At 45.8% G+C, this 15,891-nt stretch carries 31 protein-coding genes; 2 read left to right on the top strand and 29 right to left on the bottom strand.

From position 1 onward, the window contains the following. Window positions 1-3: 3 nt before the first annotated feature. Complete coding sequence (locus GVO60_RS19200) at window positions 4-567, bottom strand: LysM-like peptidoglycan-binding domain-containing protein (protein ID WP_159656976.1); 564 nt, start codon at window positions 565-567, stop codon at window positions 4-6. A gap of 235 nt (window positions 568-802) precedes the next feature. On the opposite strand from GVO60_RS19200, the gene bamJ reads away from it, so the two are divergent. Both bamJ and GVO60_RS19210 read left to right on the top strand, forming a co-directional pair. Continuing rightward, a complete protein-coding gene (gene bamJ / locus GVO60_RS19205) occupies window positions 803-1,423 on the top strand; it encodes a BamJ family beta-barrel-assembly machinery protein (RefSeq protein ID WP_159656978.1) in 621 nt (206 codons plus the stop codon). Window positions 1,424-1,543: 120 nt separating this feature from the next. Continuing rightward, window positions 1,544-2,041, top strand: a complete 498-nt coding sequence (locus tag GVO60_RS19210) for a DUF2780 domain-containing protein (protein ID WP_159656980.1) — start codon at window positions 1,544-1,546, stop codon at window positions 2,039-2,041. Window positions 2,042-2,200: 159 nt separating this feature from the next. Here the strand turns inward: GVO60_RS19210 and rplQ are convergent, their stop codons facing one another. The 28 genes from rplQ to rpsJ form a co-directional block, all read right to left on the bottom strand. Beyond that, window positions 2,201-2,581: a 50S ribosomal protein L17 gene (rplQ, locus tag GVO60_RS19215; protein ID WP_005383141.1), complete on the bottom strand. Its 381-nt coding sequence runs from the start codon at window positions 2,579-2,581 to the stop codon at window positions 2,201-2,203. A 26-nt stretch (window positions 2,582-2,607) separates the two neighbouring features. Further along, window positions 2,608-3,600 (bottom strand): DNA-directed RNA polymerase subunit alpha, encoded by a 993-nt coding sequence (locus tag GVO60_RS19220; RefSeq protein WP_126575282.1) that lies wholly within the window; start codon window positions 3,598-3,600, stop codon window positions 2,608-2,610. A 24-nt stretch (window positions 3,601-3,624) separates the two neighbouring features. Then, a complete protein-coding gene (gene rpsD, locus GVO60_RS19225; RefSeq protein WP_159656982.1) occupies window positions 3,625-4,245 on the bottom strand; it encodes a 30S ribosomal protein S4 in 621 nt (206 codons plus the stop codon). Window positions 4,246-4,272: 27 nt separating this feature from the next. Further along, the gene (rpsK, locus tag GVO60_RS19230; RefSeq protein WP_001118870.1) at window positions 4,273-4,662 is read right to left on the bottom strand and encodes a 30S ribosomal protein S11; all 390 of its coding nucleotides are present in this window, start codon (window positions 4,660-4,662) and stop codon (window positions 4,273-4,275) included. A gap of 18 nt (window positions 4,663-4,680) precedes the next feature. Further along, a complete protein-coding gene (rpsM, locus tag GVO60_RS19235; protein ID WP_005435100.1) occupies window positions 4,681-5,037 on the bottom strand; it encodes a 30S ribosomal protein S13 in 357 nt (118 codons plus the stop codon). A 148-nt stretch (window positions 5,038-5,185) separates the two neighbouring features. Further along, the gene (gene rpmJ / locus GVO60_RS19240) at window positions 5,186-5,299 is read right to left on the bottom strand and encodes a 50S ribosomal protein L36 (RefSeq protein WP_000868186.1); all 114 of its coding nucleotides are present in this window, start codon (window positions 5,297-5,299) and stop codon (window positions 5,186-5,188) included. Between the two features lie 39 nt (window positions 5,300-5,338). After that, window positions 5,339-6,673 carry a preprotein translocase subunit SecY gene (gene secY, locus GVO60_RS19245; RefSeq protein ID WP_159656984.1) on the bottom strand — a complete coding sequence of 445 codons (1,335 nt, stop codon included), beginning with the start codon at window positions 6,671-6,673 and terminating at the stop codon, window positions 5,339-5,341. A gap of 20 nt (window positions 6,674-6,693) precedes the next feature. Then, window positions 6,694-7,128, bottom strand: a complete 435-nt coding sequence (gene rplO, locus GVO60_RS19250; RefSeq protein WP_004410426.1) for a 50S ribosomal protein L15 — start codon at window positions 7,126-7,128, stop codon at window positions 6,694-6,696. A 5-nt stretch (window positions 7,129-7,133) separates the two neighbouring features. Continuing rightward, window positions 7,134-7,310 carry a 50S ribosomal protein L30 gene (rpmD, locus tag GVO60_RS19255; protein ID WP_004410429.1) on the bottom strand — a complete coding sequence of 59 codons (177 nt, stop codon included), beginning with the start codon at window positions 7,308-7,310 and terminating at the stop codon, window positions 7,134-7,136. A 7-nt stretch (window positions 7,311-7,317) separates the two neighbouring features. Then, the gene (rpsE, locus tag GVO60_RS19260; RefSeq protein WP_159656986.1) at window positions 7,318-7,818 is read right to left on the bottom strand and encodes a 30S ribosomal protein S5; all 501 of its coding nucleotides are present in this window, start codon (window positions 7,816-7,818) and stop codon (window positions 7,318-7,320) included. A 14-nt stretch (window positions 7,819-7,832) separates the two neighbouring features. After that, entirely contained in the window at window positions 7,833-8,186 is a 354-nt protein-coding gene (gene rplR, locus GVO60_RS19265; RefSeq protein ID WP_159656988.1) for a 50S ribosomal protein L18, read from the bottom strand. Between the two features lie 9 nt (window positions 8,187-8,195). Further along, window positions 8,196-8,729 (bottom strand): 50S ribosomal protein L6, encoded by a 534-nt coding sequence (rplF, locus tag GVO60_RS19270; RefSeq protein ID WP_159656990.1) that lies wholly within the window; start codon window positions 8,727-8,729, stop codon window positions 8,196-8,198. A 12-nt stretch (window positions 8,730-8,741) separates the two neighbouring features. Then, window positions 8,742-9,134 (bottom strand): 30S ribosomal protein S8, encoded by a 393-nt coding sequence (gene rpsH / locus GVO60_RS19275; protein WP_159656992.1) that lies wholly within the window; start codon window positions 9,132-9,134, stop codon window positions 8,742-8,744. Window positions 9,135-9,164: 30 nt separating this feature from the next. Continuing rightward, window positions 9,165-9,470: a 30S ribosomal protein S14 gene (gene rpsN / locus GVO60_RS19280; protein WP_004410442.1), complete on the bottom strand. Its 306-nt coding sequence runs from the start codon at window positions 9,468-9,470 to the stop codon at window positions 9,165-9,167. Between the two features lie 17 nt (window positions 9,471-9,487). Next, a complete protein-coding gene (gene rplE / locus GVO60_RS19285; protein ID WP_159656994.1) occupies window positions 9,488-10,027 on the bottom strand; it encodes a 50S ribosomal protein L5 in 540 nt (179 codons plus the stop codon). A gap of 24 nt (window positions 10,028-10,051) precedes the next feature. Further along, a complete protein-coding gene (gene rplX / locus GVO60_RS19290) occupies window positions 10,052-10,369 on the bottom strand; it encodes a 50S ribosomal protein L24 (protein ID WP_159656996.1) in 318 nt (105 codons plus the stop codon). 11 nt (window positions 10,370-10,380) lie between these two features. Next, on the bottom strand, window positions 10,381-10,752 hold the full coding sequence (gene rplN, locus GVO60_RS19295; RefSeq protein ID WP_004410450.1) for a 50S ribosomal protein L14: 372 nt from the start codon (window positions 10,750-10,752) through the stop codon (window positions 10,381-10,383). Between the two features lie 164 nt (window positions 10,753-10,916). Then, on the bottom strand, window positions 10,917-11,171 hold the full coding sequence (gene rpsQ / locus GVO60_RS19300; RefSeq protein ID WP_159656998.1) for a 30S ribosomal protein S17: 255 nt from the start codon (window positions 11,169-11,171) through the stop codon (window positions 10,917-10,919). Further along, a complete protein-coding gene (gene rpmC / locus GVO60_RS19305) occupies window positions 11,171-11,362 on the bottom strand; it encodes a 50S ribosomal protein L29 (protein WP_004410456.1) in 192 nt (63 codons plus the stop codon). The genes rpsQ and rpmC overlap by 1 nt, the downstream gene beginning before the upstream one ends. Beyond that, complete coding sequence (gene rplP / locus GVO60_RS19310; protein ID WP_004410459.1) at window positions 11,362-11,772, bottom strand: 50S ribosomal protein L16; 411 nt, start codon at window positions 11,770-11,772, stop codon at window positions 11,362-11,364. The genes rpmC and rplP overlap by 1 nt, the downstream gene beginning before the upstream one ends. Before the next feature lie 11 nt (window positions 11,773-11,783). After that, window positions 11,784-12,482 carry a 30S ribosomal protein S3 gene (rpsC, locus tag GVO60_RS19315; RefSeq protein ID WP_005383161.1) on the bottom strand — a complete coding sequence of 233 codons (699 nt, stop codon included), beginning with the start codon at window positions 12,480-12,482 and terminating at the stop codon, window positions 11,784-11,786. Window positions 12,483-12,501: 19 nt separating this feature from the next. Continuing rightward, entirely contained in the window at window positions 12,502-12,834 is a 333-nt protein-coding gene (rplV, locus tag GVO60_RS19320; RefSeq protein ID WP_004745877.1) for a 50S ribosomal protein L22, read from the bottom strand. Window positions 12,835-12,844: 10 nt separating this feature from the next. Next, the gene (gene rpsS / locus GVO60_RS19325) at window positions 12,845-13,123 is read right to left on the bottom strand and encodes a 30S ribosomal protein S19 (RefSeq protein WP_004745876.1); all 279 of its coding nucleotides are present in this window, start codon (window positions 13,121-13,123) and stop codon (window positions 12,845-12,847) included. Window positions 13,124-13,145: 22 nt separating this feature from the next. Next, window positions 13,146-13,970: a 50S ribosomal protein L2 gene (gene rplB, locus GVO60_RS19330; RefSeq protein WP_069667839.1), complete on the bottom strand. Its 825-nt coding sequence runs from the start codon at window positions 13,968-13,970 to the stop codon at window positions 13,146-13,148. Window positions 13,971-13,985: 15 nt separating this feature from the next. Beyond that, window positions 13,986-14,288, bottom strand: a complete 303-nt coding sequence (gene rplW / locus GVO60_RS19335) for a 50S ribosomal protein L23 (protein ID WP_004398471.1) — start codon at window positions 14,286-14,288, stop codon at window positions 13,986-13,988. After that, entirely contained in the window at window positions 14,285-14,887 is a 603-nt protein-coding gene (gene rplD, locus GVO60_RS19340; RefSeq protein ID WP_006878388.1) for a 50S ribosomal protein L4, read from the bottom strand. The genes rplW and rplD overlap by 4 nt, the downstream gene beginning before the upstream one ends. Before the next feature lie 17 nt (window positions 14,888-14,904). Then, entirely contained in the window at window positions 14,905-15,534 is a 630-nt protein-coding gene (gene rplC / locus GVO60_RS19345) for a 50S ribosomal protein L3 (RefSeq protein WP_159657000.1), read from the bottom strand. A gap of 14 nt (window positions 15,535-15,548) precedes the next feature. Next, window positions 15,549-15,860 (bottom strand): 30S ribosomal protein S10, encoded by a 312-nt coding sequence (gene rpsJ, locus GVO60_RS19350; RefSeq protein ID WP_004410492.1) that lies wholly within the window; start codon window positions 15,858-15,860, stop codon window positions 15,549-15,551. Window positions 15,861-15,891: the final 31 nt, after the last annotated feature.

The following is a 15,891-nucleotide window of genomic DNA, read 5'->3' on the forward strand; positions in this document are numbered from 1 at the left end:
CGACTACTTACTTCGACCAAAACCGCCATCTGACAGGCGAAAGAACATGACAGATTGATCTTTCTTCTCAAGTTGCAGAATATCGAGTTGGCCTTCGTCCGTGAGCTTAAAGCGCACTAACTGACCCTGTTTGATGTAGCTGAGCGGCTTATCAGAACCTTCCACCTTAACCAGTGCATTCAAGTCAGACATCGCAAGATTATTGCTACGAAATACCTGAGCTAAGGTATCACCACTTTTAACTTGATACTCTTTCCATTCTTTAGATGCGAGATTCTTTTGGCTCGCGCCTTTTTGCTCACTCAACCCTGTGGTGTTGATATCAATAGCCACGCGCTGAGGCTCTGCATCTACGGTATCTGGCTTCGAGTCAGGAAATGGAATAAGCACTAGCAAAAACACAATTGGAACTAGAACCATGAGTGCTCTTTGATGCAGTTTCGGTAATACGTTCCAACGTTCGCTCAGTTTCGACTTCATTTGATGCCAATCTATTGCCGAGCATTTTTCTTTCAATAGCTCAACATAATTCACAGAGGGCTGTTTCTTTTTCTTTCTGCGATTCATCGCATCTCATCTCCAAGCAGGCTTCAATCCAAGTATAAAAACCAAGCGCACATGAGTATAGGAAATTTCGCTCAACTCGGTTATCAACAGGTCAAAATTTGCAGCTAAGTCAATGAAAGTCGATCTAAATCGCACATTGCTACCTGCTCGATACTATATGGAGGTGAACATTTCATCGTGATGCTATTACTGGTATCCTTACGCCTTTAACACAAACCATACAAAGAGAGACACTATGTCTGAAGTAAAATTTGAGACTGTAGAGCAAAAAGCAAGCTACGGTATCGGTCTACAGATGGGTCAGCAACTTGCAGGTTCTGGTCTTGAAGGTCTTAACGTTGACGCAATCGCGGCAGGTATCGCAACTGCACTAGTAGGTGATATGCCAGCTATCGAAGTTGACGAAATCAACAATGCACTTCAAGAGCTACACACTCGCGTAGAAGCAGCACGCCAAGAAGCAGCGAAAGCAGCGGCAGCTGACGGTGAAGCTTTCCTAAAAGACAACGCTCTACGTTCAGAAGTCACTGTTCTTGAGTCTGGTCTACAGTACGAAATCATCACTGAAGGTACTGGTGAAATCCCAACTTCTGACAAGCAAGTTCGCGTTCACTACCACGGTGAGCTAACTGACGGCACTGTATTTGACAGCTCTGTTTCTCGCGGTCAACCTGCAGAGTTCCCTGTAACTGGCGTTATCAAAGGTTGGGTTGAAGCACTTCAACTAATGCCTGTAGGTTCTAAGTGGAAACTATACATTCCTCAAGACTTAGCATACGGTGAGCGTGGCGCAGGTGCTGCAATCCCACCATTTGCTGCTCTAGTATTCGAAGTAGAGCTACTAGATATTCTTTAATCTAAGACTTATCCATTGATGAATTCACGGCGACCATTGTGTCGCCGTTTTTTATATATAATACTGTGGAAACGAATACCGCTGTAAACGGTATCAATGCTTAATGAACAAGGAGAAAGCATGTACAAGAAATTAGCCATCGCAGCTTTGGTTGCAACAGCATTAGTTGGTTGTCAGAGTACATCAAAAGATTCATCGACAGCATCTAATGACAGCGGGTACGGTGCCATTGCAAACGCTGCTCTTATAGGCGCAGTGCAAACTTGGTCCCAACAAGGGGCTGCTGACACTGATTTAGTTTCAGCTATTCAAAACAATGCTAACGTTTCCTCAGAGCAAGCAATCGGTGGTGTCGGTTCACTGTTAGCATTAGCACAAAACTCATTAGGTAGCAGTGAGACAAGTGAATTAGCCGGCCTGATCCCAGGCTTTGACTCACTGCAATCAAGTGGTCTAACGGCAATGATTGCCAACAACGAGACAGTGAAAAGTGCTTTCTCTGCACTTGGTATGGATCCATCGTTAATTTCTACCTTTGCACCCATCATTCTAAATGCGCTTCAAAGCCAAGGTGCAAGCTCGGGATTACTTGATAGCCTAGGTGCTATCTGGAAGTAATCACAGCAGAATTCTATTAAGGGGTTGGCGTGAAAGCGTCAGCCCTTTTATATGAAGACGATCTAGTTAGAACTTGCTAGGTGGGTTAGTGATTAGCTCAAACGACAGACACAAAAAAGCCGAGCATTAAGCTCGGCTTTTTTTGTTCATACGAACTGATTACTCAGCAGCTTCTTCAGCAGCTGGGCGATCAACAAGCTCAATGTAAGCCATTGGAGCTTTATCACCAGCACGGAAGCCAGCTTTTAGGATACGAGTGTAACCGCCCTGACGAGCAGCAAAACGTGGACCTAGTTCGTTGAATAGTTTTGCAACTACTTCGTTGTCACGAGTACGTGCAAATGCTAGACGACGGTTAGCAACACTGTCAGTCTTAGCTAGTGTAATCAAAGGCTCAACTACGCGACGTAGCTCTTTTGCTTTTGGCAATGTAGTCTTGATAACTTCATGACGTACTAGAGAGCTAGCCATATTGCTGAACATCGCTTTACGATGTGAGCTGTTGCGGTTGAGTTGACGACCACTCTTACGATGGCGCATGACCTAATCCTTCTAACTATTATCGATTAATCTTCAGCGATAGACGCTGGTGGCCAGTTTTCTAGGCGCATGCCCAGAGACAGACCACGTGATGCAAGTACGTCTTTAATCTCAGTAAGAGATTTTTTACCAAGGTTAGGCGTTTTAAGTAGCTCAACCTCAGTACGCTGTACAAGATCACCGATGTAGTGAATCGCTTCTGCTTTCAAACAGTTAGCAGAGCGAACTGTTAGTTCAAGATCGTCTACAGGACGCAGTAGGATCGGATCGAATTCTGGCTTCTCTTCCTTCTCCTCAGGTACACGTACATCACGAAGATCTACGAACGCATCCAATTGCTCAGCTAGAATAGTAGCTGCACGACGGATTGCTTCCTCAGGGTCTAGAGTACCGTTCGTTTCCATATCGATAACTAGCTTATCTAGGTCAGTACGCTGCTCTACACGAGCTGCATCAACAGAGTAAGCAATTTTATCTACTGGGCTGTACGTAGCGTCAACCAGAAGGCGACCAATAGGACGCTCATCTTCTTCAGTATGGATACGAGCGGAAGCTGGAACGTAACCACGACCACGTTCAACTTTGATACGCATAGCGATCTCAGCGTTGTCATCCGTTAGATGACAAATAACGTGTTCTGGGTTAGCGATCTCTACATCACCATCATGGGTGATGTCACCTGCAACCACAGGGCCCGAGCCTGATTTGTTCAAAGTAATGAACACTTCATCTTTGCCTTCGGCAACACGCACAGCCAGACCTTTAAGGTTAAGTAGGATTTCAAGAATATCTTCTTGAACGCCTTCTTTCGTGCTGTACTCATGAAGTACGCCTTCGATTTCTACTTCTGTTACAGCACAACCTGGCATAGAAGATAGAAGAATACGGCGAAGTGCATTACCAAGAGTATGGCCAAAACCACGCTCTAATGGCTCAAGAGTTACTTTTGCGTGTGTCGTGCTAACTTGTTCGATGTCAACAAGACGTGGCTTAAGAAATTCTGTTACAGAACCCTGCATTGTGTCCTCTCTTTAGTTTAAACCTTACTTAGAGTAAAGCTCGACGATCAGTTGTTCGTTGATGTCAGCAGACAGATCTGAACGCTCAGGCATACGCTTGAACGTAGCTTCCATCTTACCAGCATCTACTTCAATCCAAGTTGGTTTTTCGCGTTGTTCAGCAACTTCTAGAGCCGCTTTAATACGAGATTGCTTTTGAGCTTTCTCGCGGATAGCAACAACGTCGTTAGCCGCAACTTTGAAAGAAGGAACGTTTACAACTTTACCGTTAACTAGGATAGCTTTGTGGCTAACTAGCTGACGTGCTTCTGCGCGAGTTGCGCCAAAGCCCATGCGGTAAACTACGTTATCAAGACGACCTTCAAGAAGCTGAAGTAGGTTCTCACCTGTGTTGCCTTTAAGACGCGCAGCTTCTTTGTAGTAGTTACGGAATTGTTTTTCTAGAACGCCGTACATACGACGAACTTTTTGCTTCTCACGAAGCTGAACGCCATACTCAGATAGACGACCGCGACGAGCGCCGTGTACACCTGGTGCGTTATCAATTTTACACTTGGTATCGATCGCGCGTACACCAGACTTAAGGAATAAGTCAGTACCTTCGCGACGGCTAAGCTTCAGCTTAGGACCCAAATATCTTGCCATGATCTTTCTCCAGTAATCTAAAAAACGTTATACGCGACGTTTCTTAGGTGGACGACAACCGTTATGAGGGATTGGTGTAGCATCAACGATGTTTGTGATGCGGAAACCAGCAGCATTCAGTGCGCGAACAGTAGATTCACGACCTGGACCTGGACCCTTAACCATAACTTCCAAGTTCTTTAGACCGTATTCTTTAGCCATTTCAGCACAACGCTCAGCAGCAACCTGTGCAGCGAACGGAGTAGACTTACGAGAACCACGGAAACCTGAACCACCTGCAGTAGCCCAAGCTAGTGCGTTACCTTGACGGTCAGTGATGGTTACGATTGTGTTATTGAAAGAAGCATGGATGTGCGCAACGCCATCTGCAACTTGCTTGCGTACGCGCTTACGAGCGCGAGTTGGTTGTTTAGCCATTGTACTCTACCTTCCCGATTATTTCTTGATCGGCTTACGCGGACCCTTACGGGTGCGAGCGTTGGTTTTAGTACGCTGTCCACGTAGTGGTAGACTGCGACGATGACGAAGACCACGGTAACAGCCAAGGTCCATAAGACGCTTGATGTTCATTGATACTTCACGACGTAGATCACCTTCTACAGTGTATTTAGCTACACCATCACGCAGTTGATCGATCTGCTCTTCAGTTAGTTCACTGATCTTAACATCTTCAGCAATACCCACTTCAGCTAGGATAGCTTGAGAGCGAGTTTTACCGATGCCGTAGATTGACGTAAGTGCAATCACAGCATGTTTTTGATCAGGAATGTTAATGCCTGCTATACGGGCCATTATTCACTCCTAGTGTTTCTTAAAAAGAATTAGCCGCAGCAAAGCCCGTTATGGATACGCTGCGGAATACTACTTCTTTTGCACGCAAAAGGTAGGCCGAGGAATATACTCGACACTACCTTATATTTCAAGTAAAAATTTCTGCTGATTAGCCTTGGCGCTGCTTGTGCTTTGGCTCACTGCAAATCACGCGAACGACACCGTTACGCTTGATAACTTTACAGTTACGGCAGATTTTTTTAACGGAAGCACGAACTTTCATTGCTAAACTCCGTAGTGGAACTGAATATTTACCGCCGAATTAACGGCCGTAACCTTTCAGATTCGCTTTCTTCAACACAGAATCATATTGTTGTGACATCATATGAGTCTGTACCTGTGCCATAAAGTCCATGATAACAACAACTACGATTAGTAGTGATGTACCGCCGAAGTAGAAACGTACGTTCCACGCGACCATCATAAACTCTGGAATCAGACAGATAAAGGTAATGTATAGCGCACCCGCTAGGGTTAAACGCGTCATCACTTTATCAATGTACTTAGCTGTCTGCTCACCTGGGCGGATACCGGGTACGAATGCACCAGACTTCTTCAGGTTATCTGCTGTTTCACGCGGGTTAAATACTAACGCCGTGTAGAAGAAACAGAAGAATATAATCGCTGCTGCATAAAGCATTACATACAGAGGCTGACCTGGGCTAAGAGCTAAAGACACGTCAGTTAACCAACCGAACGCGCTGCTCTCACCATTCTGACCAAACCACTGAGCCAGTGTTCCTGGGAACAGGATAATGCTTGATGCGAAGATTGCTGGAATAACACCTGCCATATTAATTTTAAGTGGCAAGTGAGTGCTTTGTGCAGCAAATACTTTGCGACCTTGTTGACGTTTCGCGTAGTTTACAACGATACGACGTTGACCACGCTCCATGAAAACAACAAAGTAAATAACTGCGAAAGCAAGTACAGCAATCAACAGCAGAAGAAGTACATGCAATTCACCTTGACGCGCTTGCTCGATTGTTTGACCAATTGCCGAAGGCAATCCAGCAACAATACCTGCAAAAATCAGAATGGAAATACCATTACCGATTCCTCGCTCTGTAATTTGTTCACCTAACCACATTAGGAACATGGTGCCGGTTACTAAACTTACGGTTGCAATTAGCGTAAACATGGTTTGGTTGATAACAACCAGATTGTCGACCATGCTTGGTAGGCCAGTTGCGATACCTATAGCTTGGAATGTTGCAAGTACAAGCGTGCCATAGCGTGTGTATTGGCTGATCTTACGACGGCCTGCTTCACCCTCTTTCTTGAGTTCGGCTAACGCTGGATGAACTACAGTTAGCAGTTGGACAACAATAGATGCCGAAATATACGGCATGATGCCCAACGCTAATATAGATGCACGCTCAAGAGCACCACCGGAGAACATGTTAAACATTTCTACGATGGTACCTTTTTGCTGTTCGAACAAATCGGCAAGTACAGCAGCGTCAATACCAGGAATCGGCACAAAAGAGCCTGCTCGGAATACTAAAAGTGCACCAATTACGAATAATAAGCGCGACTTTAGTTCACTTAAGCCGCTCTGAGCACTACGAAAATCTTGTCCTGGTTTCTTAGCCATCTGTACCTCGTTCCTCGAGATTATTCCTCGATTTTGCCGCCTGCAGCTTCGATTGCAGCTTTAGCGCCTTTAGTCACACGTAGACCTTTAACAGTCACTGCTTTGTTAATTTCACCAGATAGAACAACTTTTACGAATTCGATGTTCTTAGTGATAACGTTAGCAGCTTTAAGGCTGTTTAGATCTACTACGTCACCAGTTACTTTCGCTAGCTCAGCTAGACGAACTTCAGCAGACACTAGGCTCTTACGAGAAGTGAAACCGAATTTTGGTAGACGTTGTTTTAGAGGCATCTGACCGCCTTCAAAACCTGGACGAACTGAACCGCCAGAACGTGACTTTTGACCTTTGTGACCGCGGCCACCAGTTTTACCTAGGCCAGAACCGATACCACGACCTACACGCTTAGCGGTAGTTTTAGCACCAGCTGCTGGTGATAGAGTATTCAAACGCATTCTGATTACTCCTCAACTTTAACCATGTAGTAAACCTTGTTGATCATACCGCGTACGCACGGAGTATCTTCAAGTTCTACTGTGTGGTTGATTTTACGAAGGCCTAGACCTTTAAGACACGCTTTGTGCTTAGGTAGACGACCAATTGAGCTTTTAGTTTGAGTTACTTTAATAGTTGCCATCGTGTGCTTACTCCGAAATAGATTCAACAGTTAGACCACGTTTAGCAGCAACCATTTCTGGCGACTTCATACCGCTTAGGCCATCGATCGTTGCACGAACGATGTTGATAGGGTTCGTAGAACCGTATGCCTTAGAAAGTACGTTGTGTACGCCAGCAACTTCAAGAACTGCACGCATCGCACCACCTGCGATAACACCAGTACCTTCAGCAGCAGGCTGCATGTAAACTTTAGAGCCCGAGTGGCGACCTTTCACCGGGTGGTGAAGAGTGCCTTCGTTAAGCGCGATCGTAACCATGTTACGACGTGCTTTTTCCATTGCTTTTTGAATCGCTGCAGGTACTTCACGAGCTTTGCCGTAACCGAAACCTACACGACCGTTACCGTCACCAACTACTGTTAGTGCAGTGAAGCTCATGATTCGACCGCCTTTAACCGTCTTAGATACACGGTTAACTGCGATTAGCTTTTCTTGCAAATCACTAGCTTGTTGTTGTTCTTTAGCCATCGTCCAACCCTACCTTAGAATTTCAGACCAGCTTCGCGAGCAGATTCTGCTAGCGCCGCTACTCGACCGTGGTATTGGAAACCAGAACGATCAAATGCAACTGAAGCTACGCCTTTTTCAAGAGCGCGCTCAGCAACAGCTTTACCAACTGCTTTAGCTGCATCGATGTTACCAGTGTATTTCACTTGCTCACGGATCGCTTTTTCTACAGTAGAAGCAGCTGCGATAACCTCAGAGCCGTTTGCCGCGATAACTTGTGCGTAAACATGGCGAGGAGTACGGTGTACTACCAGGCGAGTTGCACCAAGTTCTGCAATCTTACGACGTGCGCGTGTAGCACGACGGATGCGAGATGCTTTCTTATCCATAGTGTTACCTTACTTCTTCTTAGCTTCTTTGGTACGCACATTTTCATCTGCGTAACGAACACCTTTACCTTTATAAGGCTCAGGCTCACGGTAAGAACGAATGTCAGCCGCAACCTGACCAACAAGTTGTTTGTCACAACCAGTGATCACGATTTCAGTTTGGCTTGGACACTCAGCTTTAATACCCGCTGGCAGTTCATGCTCAACTGGGTGAGAGAAGCCAAGAGTTAGACCTACAGCGTTGCCTTTGATAGCAGCACGGTAACCAACACCCTTAAGGGTTAGCTTCTTAGTAAAGCCTTCAGTAACGCCAACAACCATGTTGTTTACTAGTGCACGAGCAGTACCTGCTTGTGCCCAAGCGTTAACAACACCTTCGCGTGGACCGAAAGTAAGATTGTTTTCTTCCTGAGCGATAACTACCGCATCGTTAAGAACGCGTGATAGTTCGCCTTTAGCACCTTTTACAGTGATTTCTTGGCCGTTTAGTTTCACCTCTACGCCAGCTGGAATAGCGACAGGTGCTTTAGCAACACGAGACATAGTCTACTCCTATTAAGCTACGTAACAGATGATTTCACCACCAAGACCTGCTTTACGTGCAGCGCGGTCTGACATAAGACCCTTGGAAGTTGAAACAATAGCAACACCAAGACCACCCATTACAGAAGGAAGTTCATCTTTCTTCTTGTAAACACGTAGGCCTGGACGAGAAACACGTTTAAGTTGCTCGATAACTGGTTTAGCTTGGAAGTACTTAAGCGTAACTTCTAGCTCAGGTTTAACTTCGCCTTCAACAGCGAAATCAACGATGTAACCTTCAGCTTTTAGTAGTGCAGCGATTGCAACTTTAAGCTTTGAAGAAGGCATTTTAACAGCAACTTTATTTGCTGCCTGACCGTTACGAACACGGGTCAGCATATCCGAAATCGGATCTTGCATGCTCATATGATTTACTCCAAATGATTAAGTGGCAAATTACCAGCTAGCCTTACGAAGACCCGGAATCTCGCCTTTCATGCAAGCTTCACGAACCTTAATACGGCTTAGACCGAACTTACGTAGGTAACCGTGTGGACGACCAGTTTGGTTGCAACGGTTGCGCTGACGTGATGCACTTGAATCACGTGGAAGAGATTGCAGTGTAAGAACCGCATTCCAACGATCTTCTTCAGATGCGTTTACATCGCTAATGATAGCTTTTAGCGCAGCACGCTTTTCAGCGAACTTAGCTACAAGCTTCGCACGCTTTGCTTCGCGCGCTTTCATTGAATTTTTAGCCATAACAGTAACCCTTCACCTTACTTACGGAATGGGAAGTTAAAGGCAGCCAGCAGAGCTCGGCCTTCCTCATCAGTAGCAGCAGACGTCGTGATAGTGATGTCTAGACCGCGTACTCGATCAACTTTATCAAAGTCGATTTCCGGGAAGATGATTTGCTCGCGAACGCCCATGCTGTAGTTACCGCGTCCGTCAAAAGACTTAGCGCTAACACCACGGAAATCACGTACTCGTGGAAGAGCGATGTTAATCAAACGCTCAAGAAAATCCCACATACGTTCGCCACGCAAGGTTACTTTACAACCGATAGGGTAGCCTTCACGGATTTTGAAACCTGCAACAGATTTACGAGCTTTCGTGATAAGTGGCTTCTGACCAGAGATCGTTGCCATATCAGAAGCTGCGTTCTCTAGCAGTTTCTTGTCGTTGATTGCTTCACCAACACCCATGTTTAGGGTGATTTTCTCGATTCTAGGGACTTGCATGACGCTTGTGTAGCTGAACTCTTTGGTCAGTTCAGCGACTACAGACGACTTGTAGTAATCATGCAGTTTCGCCATAGTAGAACTCCAAATTACTTTCTATTAGTTAGAAACAGTTTCGTTGTTAGATTTGAAGAAACGAACTTTCTTGCCATCTTCGAAACGGAAACCGATACGGTCTGCTTTACCAGTAGCCGCGTTAAAGATTGCAACGTTAGAAGCATCAATTGCTGCTTCTTGTTCAACGATGCCACCTTGTTGACCAAGAGCCGGAACTGGCTTCTGGTGCTTCTTAACAAGGTTGATACCTTCAACGATAACTTTACCGGTTGCTAGAACCTTAGTTACTTTACCTTTCTTGCCTTTATCTTTACCAGCAAGAACGATTACTTCGTCATTACGACGGATTTTAGCTGCCATCTACGTGCTCCTTACAGAACTTCTGGAGCCAGTGAAACGATCTTCATGAACTTATCGCCACGAAGTTCGCGAGTCACAGGACCAAAGATACGTGTACCGATTGGTTGCTCAGTATTGTCATTTAACAGTACGCAAGCATTACGGTCGAAGCGAATGACAGAACCGTCTGGACGACGTACGCCTTTACGGGTGCGAACTACCACCGCCTTCAGAACGTCACCTTTCTTAACTTTACCGCGAGGAATTGCTTCCTTAACAGTAACTTTGATGACGTCACCGATATGTGCATAACGGCGGTGAGAGCCACCCAGAACCTTAATACACATTACGCTGCGAGCGCCTGAGTTATCAGCTGCGTCCAGCATACTTTGCATTTGGATCATGTTAGTGCTCCGCTAAATATAAAAAAAACTAGACCCTCACGGGTCGGGCTGCCTCTTTAAAAGGGACGCGAATTGTACCACCCTTTTTTTCAATTGGGTAGTCAAAAAATAAACGGCTCCAAAAATATTTTTGGAGCCGTTTGTTTTCATAGAATTAGCTAGGATTAACCCTTAGCTTTTTCTAGAACTTTTACCAAAGTCCAAGACTTAGTCTTAGACAGTGGACGACACTCAGCGATTTCAACTTTGTCGCCTAGGCCACAAGTGTTGCTCTCGTCGTGTGCGTGTACTTTAGTCGTGCGCTTTACGTATTTACCGTAAATTGGGTGTTTAACCATGCGCTCGATAGCAACTACGATAGACTTGTCCATCTTGTCGCTAACTACACGACCTTGTTGAGTACGTTTTACTTCGCTCATTATGCGCCTGCCTTCTCAGTCAAAACAGTTTTCACACGTGCGATATCACGGCGTACAGCTTTCAGAGTATGAGTTTGCTGTAGCTGACCAGTTGCAGCTTGCATGCGCAAGTTGAACTGTTCGCGTAGCAAATTCAATAGCTCAGCGTTAAGCTCTTCAACGCTTTTCTCGCGTAGATCTTGTGCTTTCATCACATCACCTGCTTAGTTACAAATGTAGTTTTGAATGGCAGTTTACGAGCCGCTAGGCGGAACGCTTCACGTGCCAATTCTTCAGGTACACCACCCATTTCGTACATAACCTTACCAGGTTGGATTTGGGCTACCCAGTACTCAACGTTACCTTTACCCTTACCCTGACGAACTTCAAGTGGTTTTTCTGTGATTGGTTTGTCTGGGAACACACGGATCCAGATTTTACCTTGACGCTTAACGTGACGTGTCATTGCACGACGTGCCGCTTCGATTTGACGAGCAGTTAGACGACCACGGCCAGTAGCTTTAAGACCGAATTCGCCGAAGCTTACATCAGTACCTTTAGCTAGACCACGGTTACGACCTGTCTGAACCTTACGGAACTTAGTACGTTTAGGTTGTAGCATCTGTCGACTCCTTACTTACGGCCTTTGCGCTGCTTCTTAGGCTTGTCGCCTTTAGGCTCTACAGCGTTAGCTGCTGGCATACCGCCTAGGATCTCACCTTTGAAGATCCAAGTCTTAATGCCGATCACACCGTATTGAGTGTGAGCCGAAGAAGTTGCGTAATCAATGTCAGCACGTAGAGTGTGTAGAGGCACACGGCCTTCACGGTACCACTCAGAACGTGCAATTTCAGCGCCGCCTAGACGACCGCTTACTTCTACTTTGATGCCTTTAGCGCCTAGACGCATAGCGTTTTGTACCGCGCGCTTCATAGCACGACGGAACATAACACGACGCTCTAGTTGAGACGCGATGCTGTCACCAACAAGCTGTGCATCAAGCTCAGGTTTACGTACTTCAGCGATGTTAATTTGCGCTGGTACACCTGCGATTTTCGCTACAGCTGCACGTAGTTTCTCTACGTCTTCACCTTTCTTACCGATTACTACGCCTGGACGAGCAGTGTGAATAGTCACACGGATGCTCTTAGCAGGACGCTCGATAACGATGCGTGAAAGTGATGCTTTTTTCAGTTCACTTGTAAGGAACTGACGTACCTTGAAGTCGCCGTCTAGGTTGTCAGCGAAATCTTTGGTGTTAGCAAACCATGTAGCATTCCAAGGCTTAACGATGCCTAGACGAATACCATTAGGATGTACTTTTTGACCCATTGCTTACTCTCCTAGTCTCTTAGCGATCTGCTACAACAACAGTGATGTGGCTTGAACGCTTCAAGATACGATCCGCACGACCTTTAGCACGAGGCATAATACGCTTCATGATCGGGCCTTCATCTACGAAGATTTTTGCGACATTTAGATCGTCAATATCTGCGCCTTCGTTGTGCTCCGCGTTAGCGATAGCTGACTCAAGAACTTTCTTGATCAAATCAGCAGCTTTCTTGTTGCTGAATGTAAGAATTTCTAGAGCCTGGTCAACAGATTTTCCACGAATTTGATCCGCAACTAAGCGAGCTTTCTGAGGCGAAATGCGAGCAAAGTTATGTTTAGCTAGTGCTTCCATCATCTACTCCTTAACGCTTCTTAGCTTTCTTATCCACGACATGGCCGCGGTAAGTACGTGTTGGTGCGAATTCACCCAGTTTGTGACCGATCATTTCTTCAGTTACAAATACTGGTACGTGCTGACGACCATTATGGACAGCGATGGTCAAACCGATCATCGTAGGGATGATCATTGAACGACGGGACCAAGTCTTAATAGGCTTCTTGTCTCCGCTTTCCACCGCTTTCTCTACCTTCTTCAGCAAGTGTAGGTCAATAAAAGGACCTTTCTTGAGAGAACGTGGCATGGCGATTCCTCTTTAATATAGATTACTTGTTACGACGACGTACGATGTACTTGTCAGTGCGTTTGTTCTTACGAGTCTTGAAGCCTTTAGTAGGCTGACCCCAAGGTGATACTGGGTGACGACCGCCAGATGTGCGACCTTCACCACCACCGTGTGGGTGATCTACCGGGTTCATTACTACACCACGTACGGTTGGACGTACGCCGCGCCAGCGTGAAGCACCAGCTTTACCAAGTTCACGTAGCATGTGCTCAGAGTTACCAACTTCACCGATCGTTGCACGACCTTCAGAAAGTACTTTGCGCATTTCGCCAGAACGTAGACGGATAGTTACGTATGCACCGTCGCGAGCAACGATTTGAGCATATGCACCAGCCGAACGAGCTAGCTGACCACCTTTACCAGGTTTTAGTTCAACGTTGTGTACAGTTGAACCAACTGGGATGTTACGCATTGGTAGAGTGTTACCAGCTTTGATTGGTGCATCAACACCAGACTGGATCGCATCACCTGCGTTAACACCTTTAGGTGCTAGGATGTAACGACGCTCACCGTCTGCGTACAGAACTAGAGCGATGTTAGCGCTACGGTTTGGATCGTATTCAAGACGCTCAACTTTCGCTGGGATGCCATCTTTAGTACGTTTAAAGTCAATTACACGGTAGTGGTGCTTGTGACCACCGCCGATGTGACGTACTGTGATACGACCGTTGTTGTTACGACCACCGTTCTTAGAGTTTTTCTCTAGAAGTGGTGCGTATGGCTTACCCTTGTGTAGGTCAGCGTTAACAACTTTAACAACGTGACGACGACCAGGGGAAGTCGGCTTACATTTAACAATAGCCATTCTTAACTACTCCTGTTATTCCGCGCCGCCAACGAAGTCAAGATCTTGACCTTCTTTCAAAGTAACGTACGCTTTCTTAACGTCGCTGCGGCGACCTTGGCGTAGACCTTGACGTTTGGTCTTACCCTTAGTGATAAGAGTATTTACAGACTTAACTTCAACTTCAAATAGCTTTTCTACAGCTGCTTTGATCTCTTTCTTAGTTGCATCTTTAGCTACTTTGAAAACGATAGTGTTCGCTTTCTCAGCTGCCATAGTTGCTTTTTCAGAGATGTGCGGAGCACGTAGAACTTTTAGGATACGCTCTTCAGTGATCATGCTAGCATCTCCTCAACTTGCTTAACTGCGTCAGCAGTCATTACAACTTTGTCGAACGCGATTAGAGAAACTGGGTCAATACCAGCTACGTCACGAGCGTCAACTTTGTATAGGTTACGAGCTGCTAGGAATAGATTTTCATCTACTTCGCTAGTCACGATAAGCGCGTCTGTTAGCTCAAGCTCTTTAAGCTTAGCTACAAGCTCTTTAGTTTTTGGTGCTTCTACTGAGAAGTTATCAACAACGATTAGACGCTCTTGACGAACTAGCTCAGAAAGAATGCTCTTCATAGCACCACGGTACATTTTTTTGTTTACTTTTTGGCTGTGATCTTGTGGTTTCGCAGCAAAAGTAACACCACCTGTACGCCAGATTGGGCTACGGATTGTACCAGCGCGCGCACGGCCAGTACCTTTTTGACGCCATGGCTTAGCGCCACCGCCAGAAACTTCTGAACGTGTTTTCTGAGCACGAGTACCTTGACGAGCACCTGCAGCGAAAGCTACAACTACTTGGTGTACAAGAGCTTCGTTAAACTCACGTCCGAAAGTAGTTTCGGAAACAGTTAGTGCATCAGCACCTTTAACCATTAGTTCCATTACTTACTCCTGAGACGTTATGCTTTAACAGCTGGTTTAACGATCACGTTGCCACCTGTTGAGCCTGGTACTGCACCTTTAATAAGAAGCAGATTGCGCTCAGCGTCAACACGTACGATCTCTAGGTTTTGAGTCGTTACACGCTCAGCACCCATGTGACCTGCCATTTTCTTGCCTTTAAATACGCGACCTGGAGTTTGACATTGGCCAATTGAACCAGGAGCACGGTGAGACAATGAGTTACCGTGAGTCATATCTTGAGTACGGAAGTTCCAACGCTTAACAGCGCCTTGGAAGCCCTTACCTTTAGATGTACCAGTAACGTCTACTTTCTTAGTTTCGTTGAATAGTTCAACTGTTAGCTCAGCGCCAACTTCGAACTCTTCACCGTTTTCCAAACGGAATTCCCAAAGACCGCGACCAGCTTCTACACCTGCTTTAGCAAAGTGACCAGCTTCTGGCTTAGTAACGCGGTTAGCTTTCTTAGCACCAGTAGTAACCTGGATTGCTGCGTAGCCGTCTGTATCAAGTGTTTTAACTTGAGAAACACGGTTAGCTTCAACCTCAACAACAGTTACTGGGATAGAAACGCCTTCTTCAGTAAATACGCGGGTCATGCCCACTTTACGACCGATTAGACCAATCATTCTTCTAATCTCCCTTAACCTAGGCTAATTTGAACGTCAACGCCCGCAGCAAGGTCTAGACGCATTAGAGCATCAACAGTTTTGTCTGTTGGCTCAACGATGTCGATTAGACGCTTGTGAGTACGGATTTCGTACTGGTCACGTGCTTTCTTGTTAACGTGTGGAGAGATAAGAACTGTGAAACGCTCTTTACGAGTAGGTAGTGGGATTGGACCACGAACCTGTGCGCCAGTGCGCTTAGCTGTTTCAACGATTTCCGCTGTAGAAGCGTCGATTAGTTTGTAATCGAATGCTTTTAGGCGGATACGGATACGTTGGTTCTGCATGAGACAGAGCTCCAATATTAAAAATTACACA

This window comes from Vibrio atypicus (genome assembly GCF_009811315.1).
Lineage (GTDB): Bacteria > Pseudomonadota > Gammaproteobacteria > Enterobacterales > Vibrionaceae > Vibrio > Vibrio atypicus.

Coding starts and splice junctions, on each gene's coding strand:
- rplN (WP_004410450.1), bottom strand. CDS start 10,752: ATGATCCAAATGCAAAGTATGCTGGACGCAGCTGATAACTCAGGCGCT.
- rplV (WP_004745877.1), bottom strand. CDS start 12,834: ATGGAAGCACTAGCTAAACATAACTTTGCTCGCATTTCGCCTCAGAAA.
- rpsQ (WP_159656998.1), bottom strand. CDS start 11,171: ATGAGCGAAGTAAAACGTACTCAACAAGGTCGTGTAGTTAGCGACAAG.
- rplD (WP_006878388.1), bottom strand. CDS start 14,887: ATGGAACTAATGGTTAAAGGTGCTGATGCACTAACTGTTTCCGAAACT.
- bamJ (WP_159656978.1), top strand. CDS start 803: ATGTCTGAAGTAAAATTTGAGACTGTAGAGCAAAAAGCAAGCTACGGT.
- secY (WP_159656984.1), bottom strand. CDS start 6,673: ATGGCTAAGAAACCAGGACAAGATTTTCGTAGTGCTCAGAGCGGCTTA.
- rplE (WP_159656994.1), bottom strand. CDS start 10,027: ATGGCGAAACTGCATGATTACTACAAGTCGTCTGTAGTCGCTGAACTG.
- rplB (WP_069667839.1), bottom strand. CDS start 13,970: ATGGCTATTGTTAAATGTAAGCCGACTTCCCCTGGTCGTCGTCACGTT.
- rpsE (WP_159656986.1), bottom strand. CDS start 7,818: ATGGCTAAAGAACAACAACAAGCTAGTGATTTGCAAGAAAAGCTAATC.
- rpmC (WP_004410456.1), bottom strand. CDS start 11,362: ATGAAAGCACAAGATCTACGCGAGAAAAGCGTTGAAGAGCTTAACGCT.
- rplF (WP_159656990.1), bottom strand. CDS start 8,729: ATGTCTCGTGTTGCTAAAGCACCTGTCGCTATTCCAGCTGGCGTAGAG.
- rpsS (WP_004745876.1), bottom strand. CDS start 13,123: ATGCCACGTTCTCTCAAGAAAGGTCCTTTTATTGACCTACACTTGCTG.
- GVO60_RS19210 (WP_159656980.1), top strand. CDS start 1,544: ATGTACAAGAAATTAGCCATCGCAGCTTTGGTTGCAACAGCATTAGTT.
- rplP (WP_004410459.1), bottom strand. CDS start 11,772: ATGCTACAACCTAAACGTACTAAGTTCCGTAAGGTTCAGACAGGTCGT.
- rplR (WP_159656988.1), bottom strand. CDS start 8,186: ATGGATAAGAAAGCATCTCGCATCCGTCGTGCTACACGCGCACGTCGT.
- rpsN (WP_004410442.1), bottom strand. CDS start 9,470: ATGGCTAAAAATTCAATGAAAGCGCGCGAAGCAAAGCGTGCGAAGCTT.
- rpsC (WP_005383161.1), bottom strand. CDS start 12,482: ATGGGTCAAAAAGTACATCCTAATGGTATTCGTCTAGGCATCGTTAAG.
- rplQ (WP_005383141.1), bottom strand. CDS start 2,581: ATGCGCCATCGTAAGAGTGGTCGTCAACTCAACCGCAACAGCTCACAT.
- GVO60_RS19220 (WP_126575282.1), bottom strand. CDS start 3,600: ATGCAGGGTTCTGTAACAGAATTTCTTAAGCCACGTCTTGTTGACATC.
- rplO (WP_004410426.1), bottom strand. CDS start 7,128: ATGCGTTTGAATACTCTATCACCAGCAGCTGGTGCTAAAACTACCGCT.
- rpsH (WP_159656992.1), bottom strand. CDS start 9,134: ATGAGCATGCAAGATCCGATTTCGGATATGCTGACCCGTGTTCGTAAC.
- GVO60_RS19200 (WP_159656976.1), bottom strand. CDS start 567: ATGAATCGCAGAAAGAAAAAGAAACAGCCCTCTGTGAATTATGTTGAG.
- rplX (WP_159656996.1), bottom strand. CDS start 10,369: ATGGCAGCTAAAATCCGTCGTAATGACGAAGTAATCGTTCTTGCTGGT.
- rpmD (WP_004410429.1), bottom strand. CDS start 7,310: ATGGCAACTATTAAAGTAACTCAAACTAAAAGCTCAATTGGTCGTCTA.
- rplW (WP_004398471.1), bottom strand. CDS start 14,288: ATGATCACTGAAGAGCGTATCCTAAAAGTTCTACGTGCTCCGCACATC.
- rpsD (WP_159656982.1), bottom strand. CDS start 4,245: ATGGCAAGATATTTGGGTCCTAAGCTGAAGCTTAGCCGTCGCGAAGGT.
- rpsM (WP_005435100.1), bottom strand. CDS start 5,037: ATGGCCCGTATAGCAGGCATTAACATTCCTGATCAAAAACATGCTGTG.
- rpmJ (WP_000868186.1), bottom strand. CDS start 5,299: ATGAAAGTTCGTGCTTCCGTTAAAAAAATCTGCCGTAACTGTAAAGTT.
- rpsJ (WP_004410492.1), bottom strand. CDS start 15,860: ATGCAGAACCAACGTATCCGTATCCGCCTAAAAGCATTCGATTACAAA.
- rpsK (WP_001118870.1), bottom strand. CDS start 4,662: ATGGCTAAACAACCAACTCGCGCTCGTAAGCGCGTACGCAAGCAAGTT.
- rplC (WP_159657000.1), bottom strand. CDS start 15,534: ATGATTGGTCTAATCGGTCGTAAAGTGGGCATGACCCGCGTATTTACT.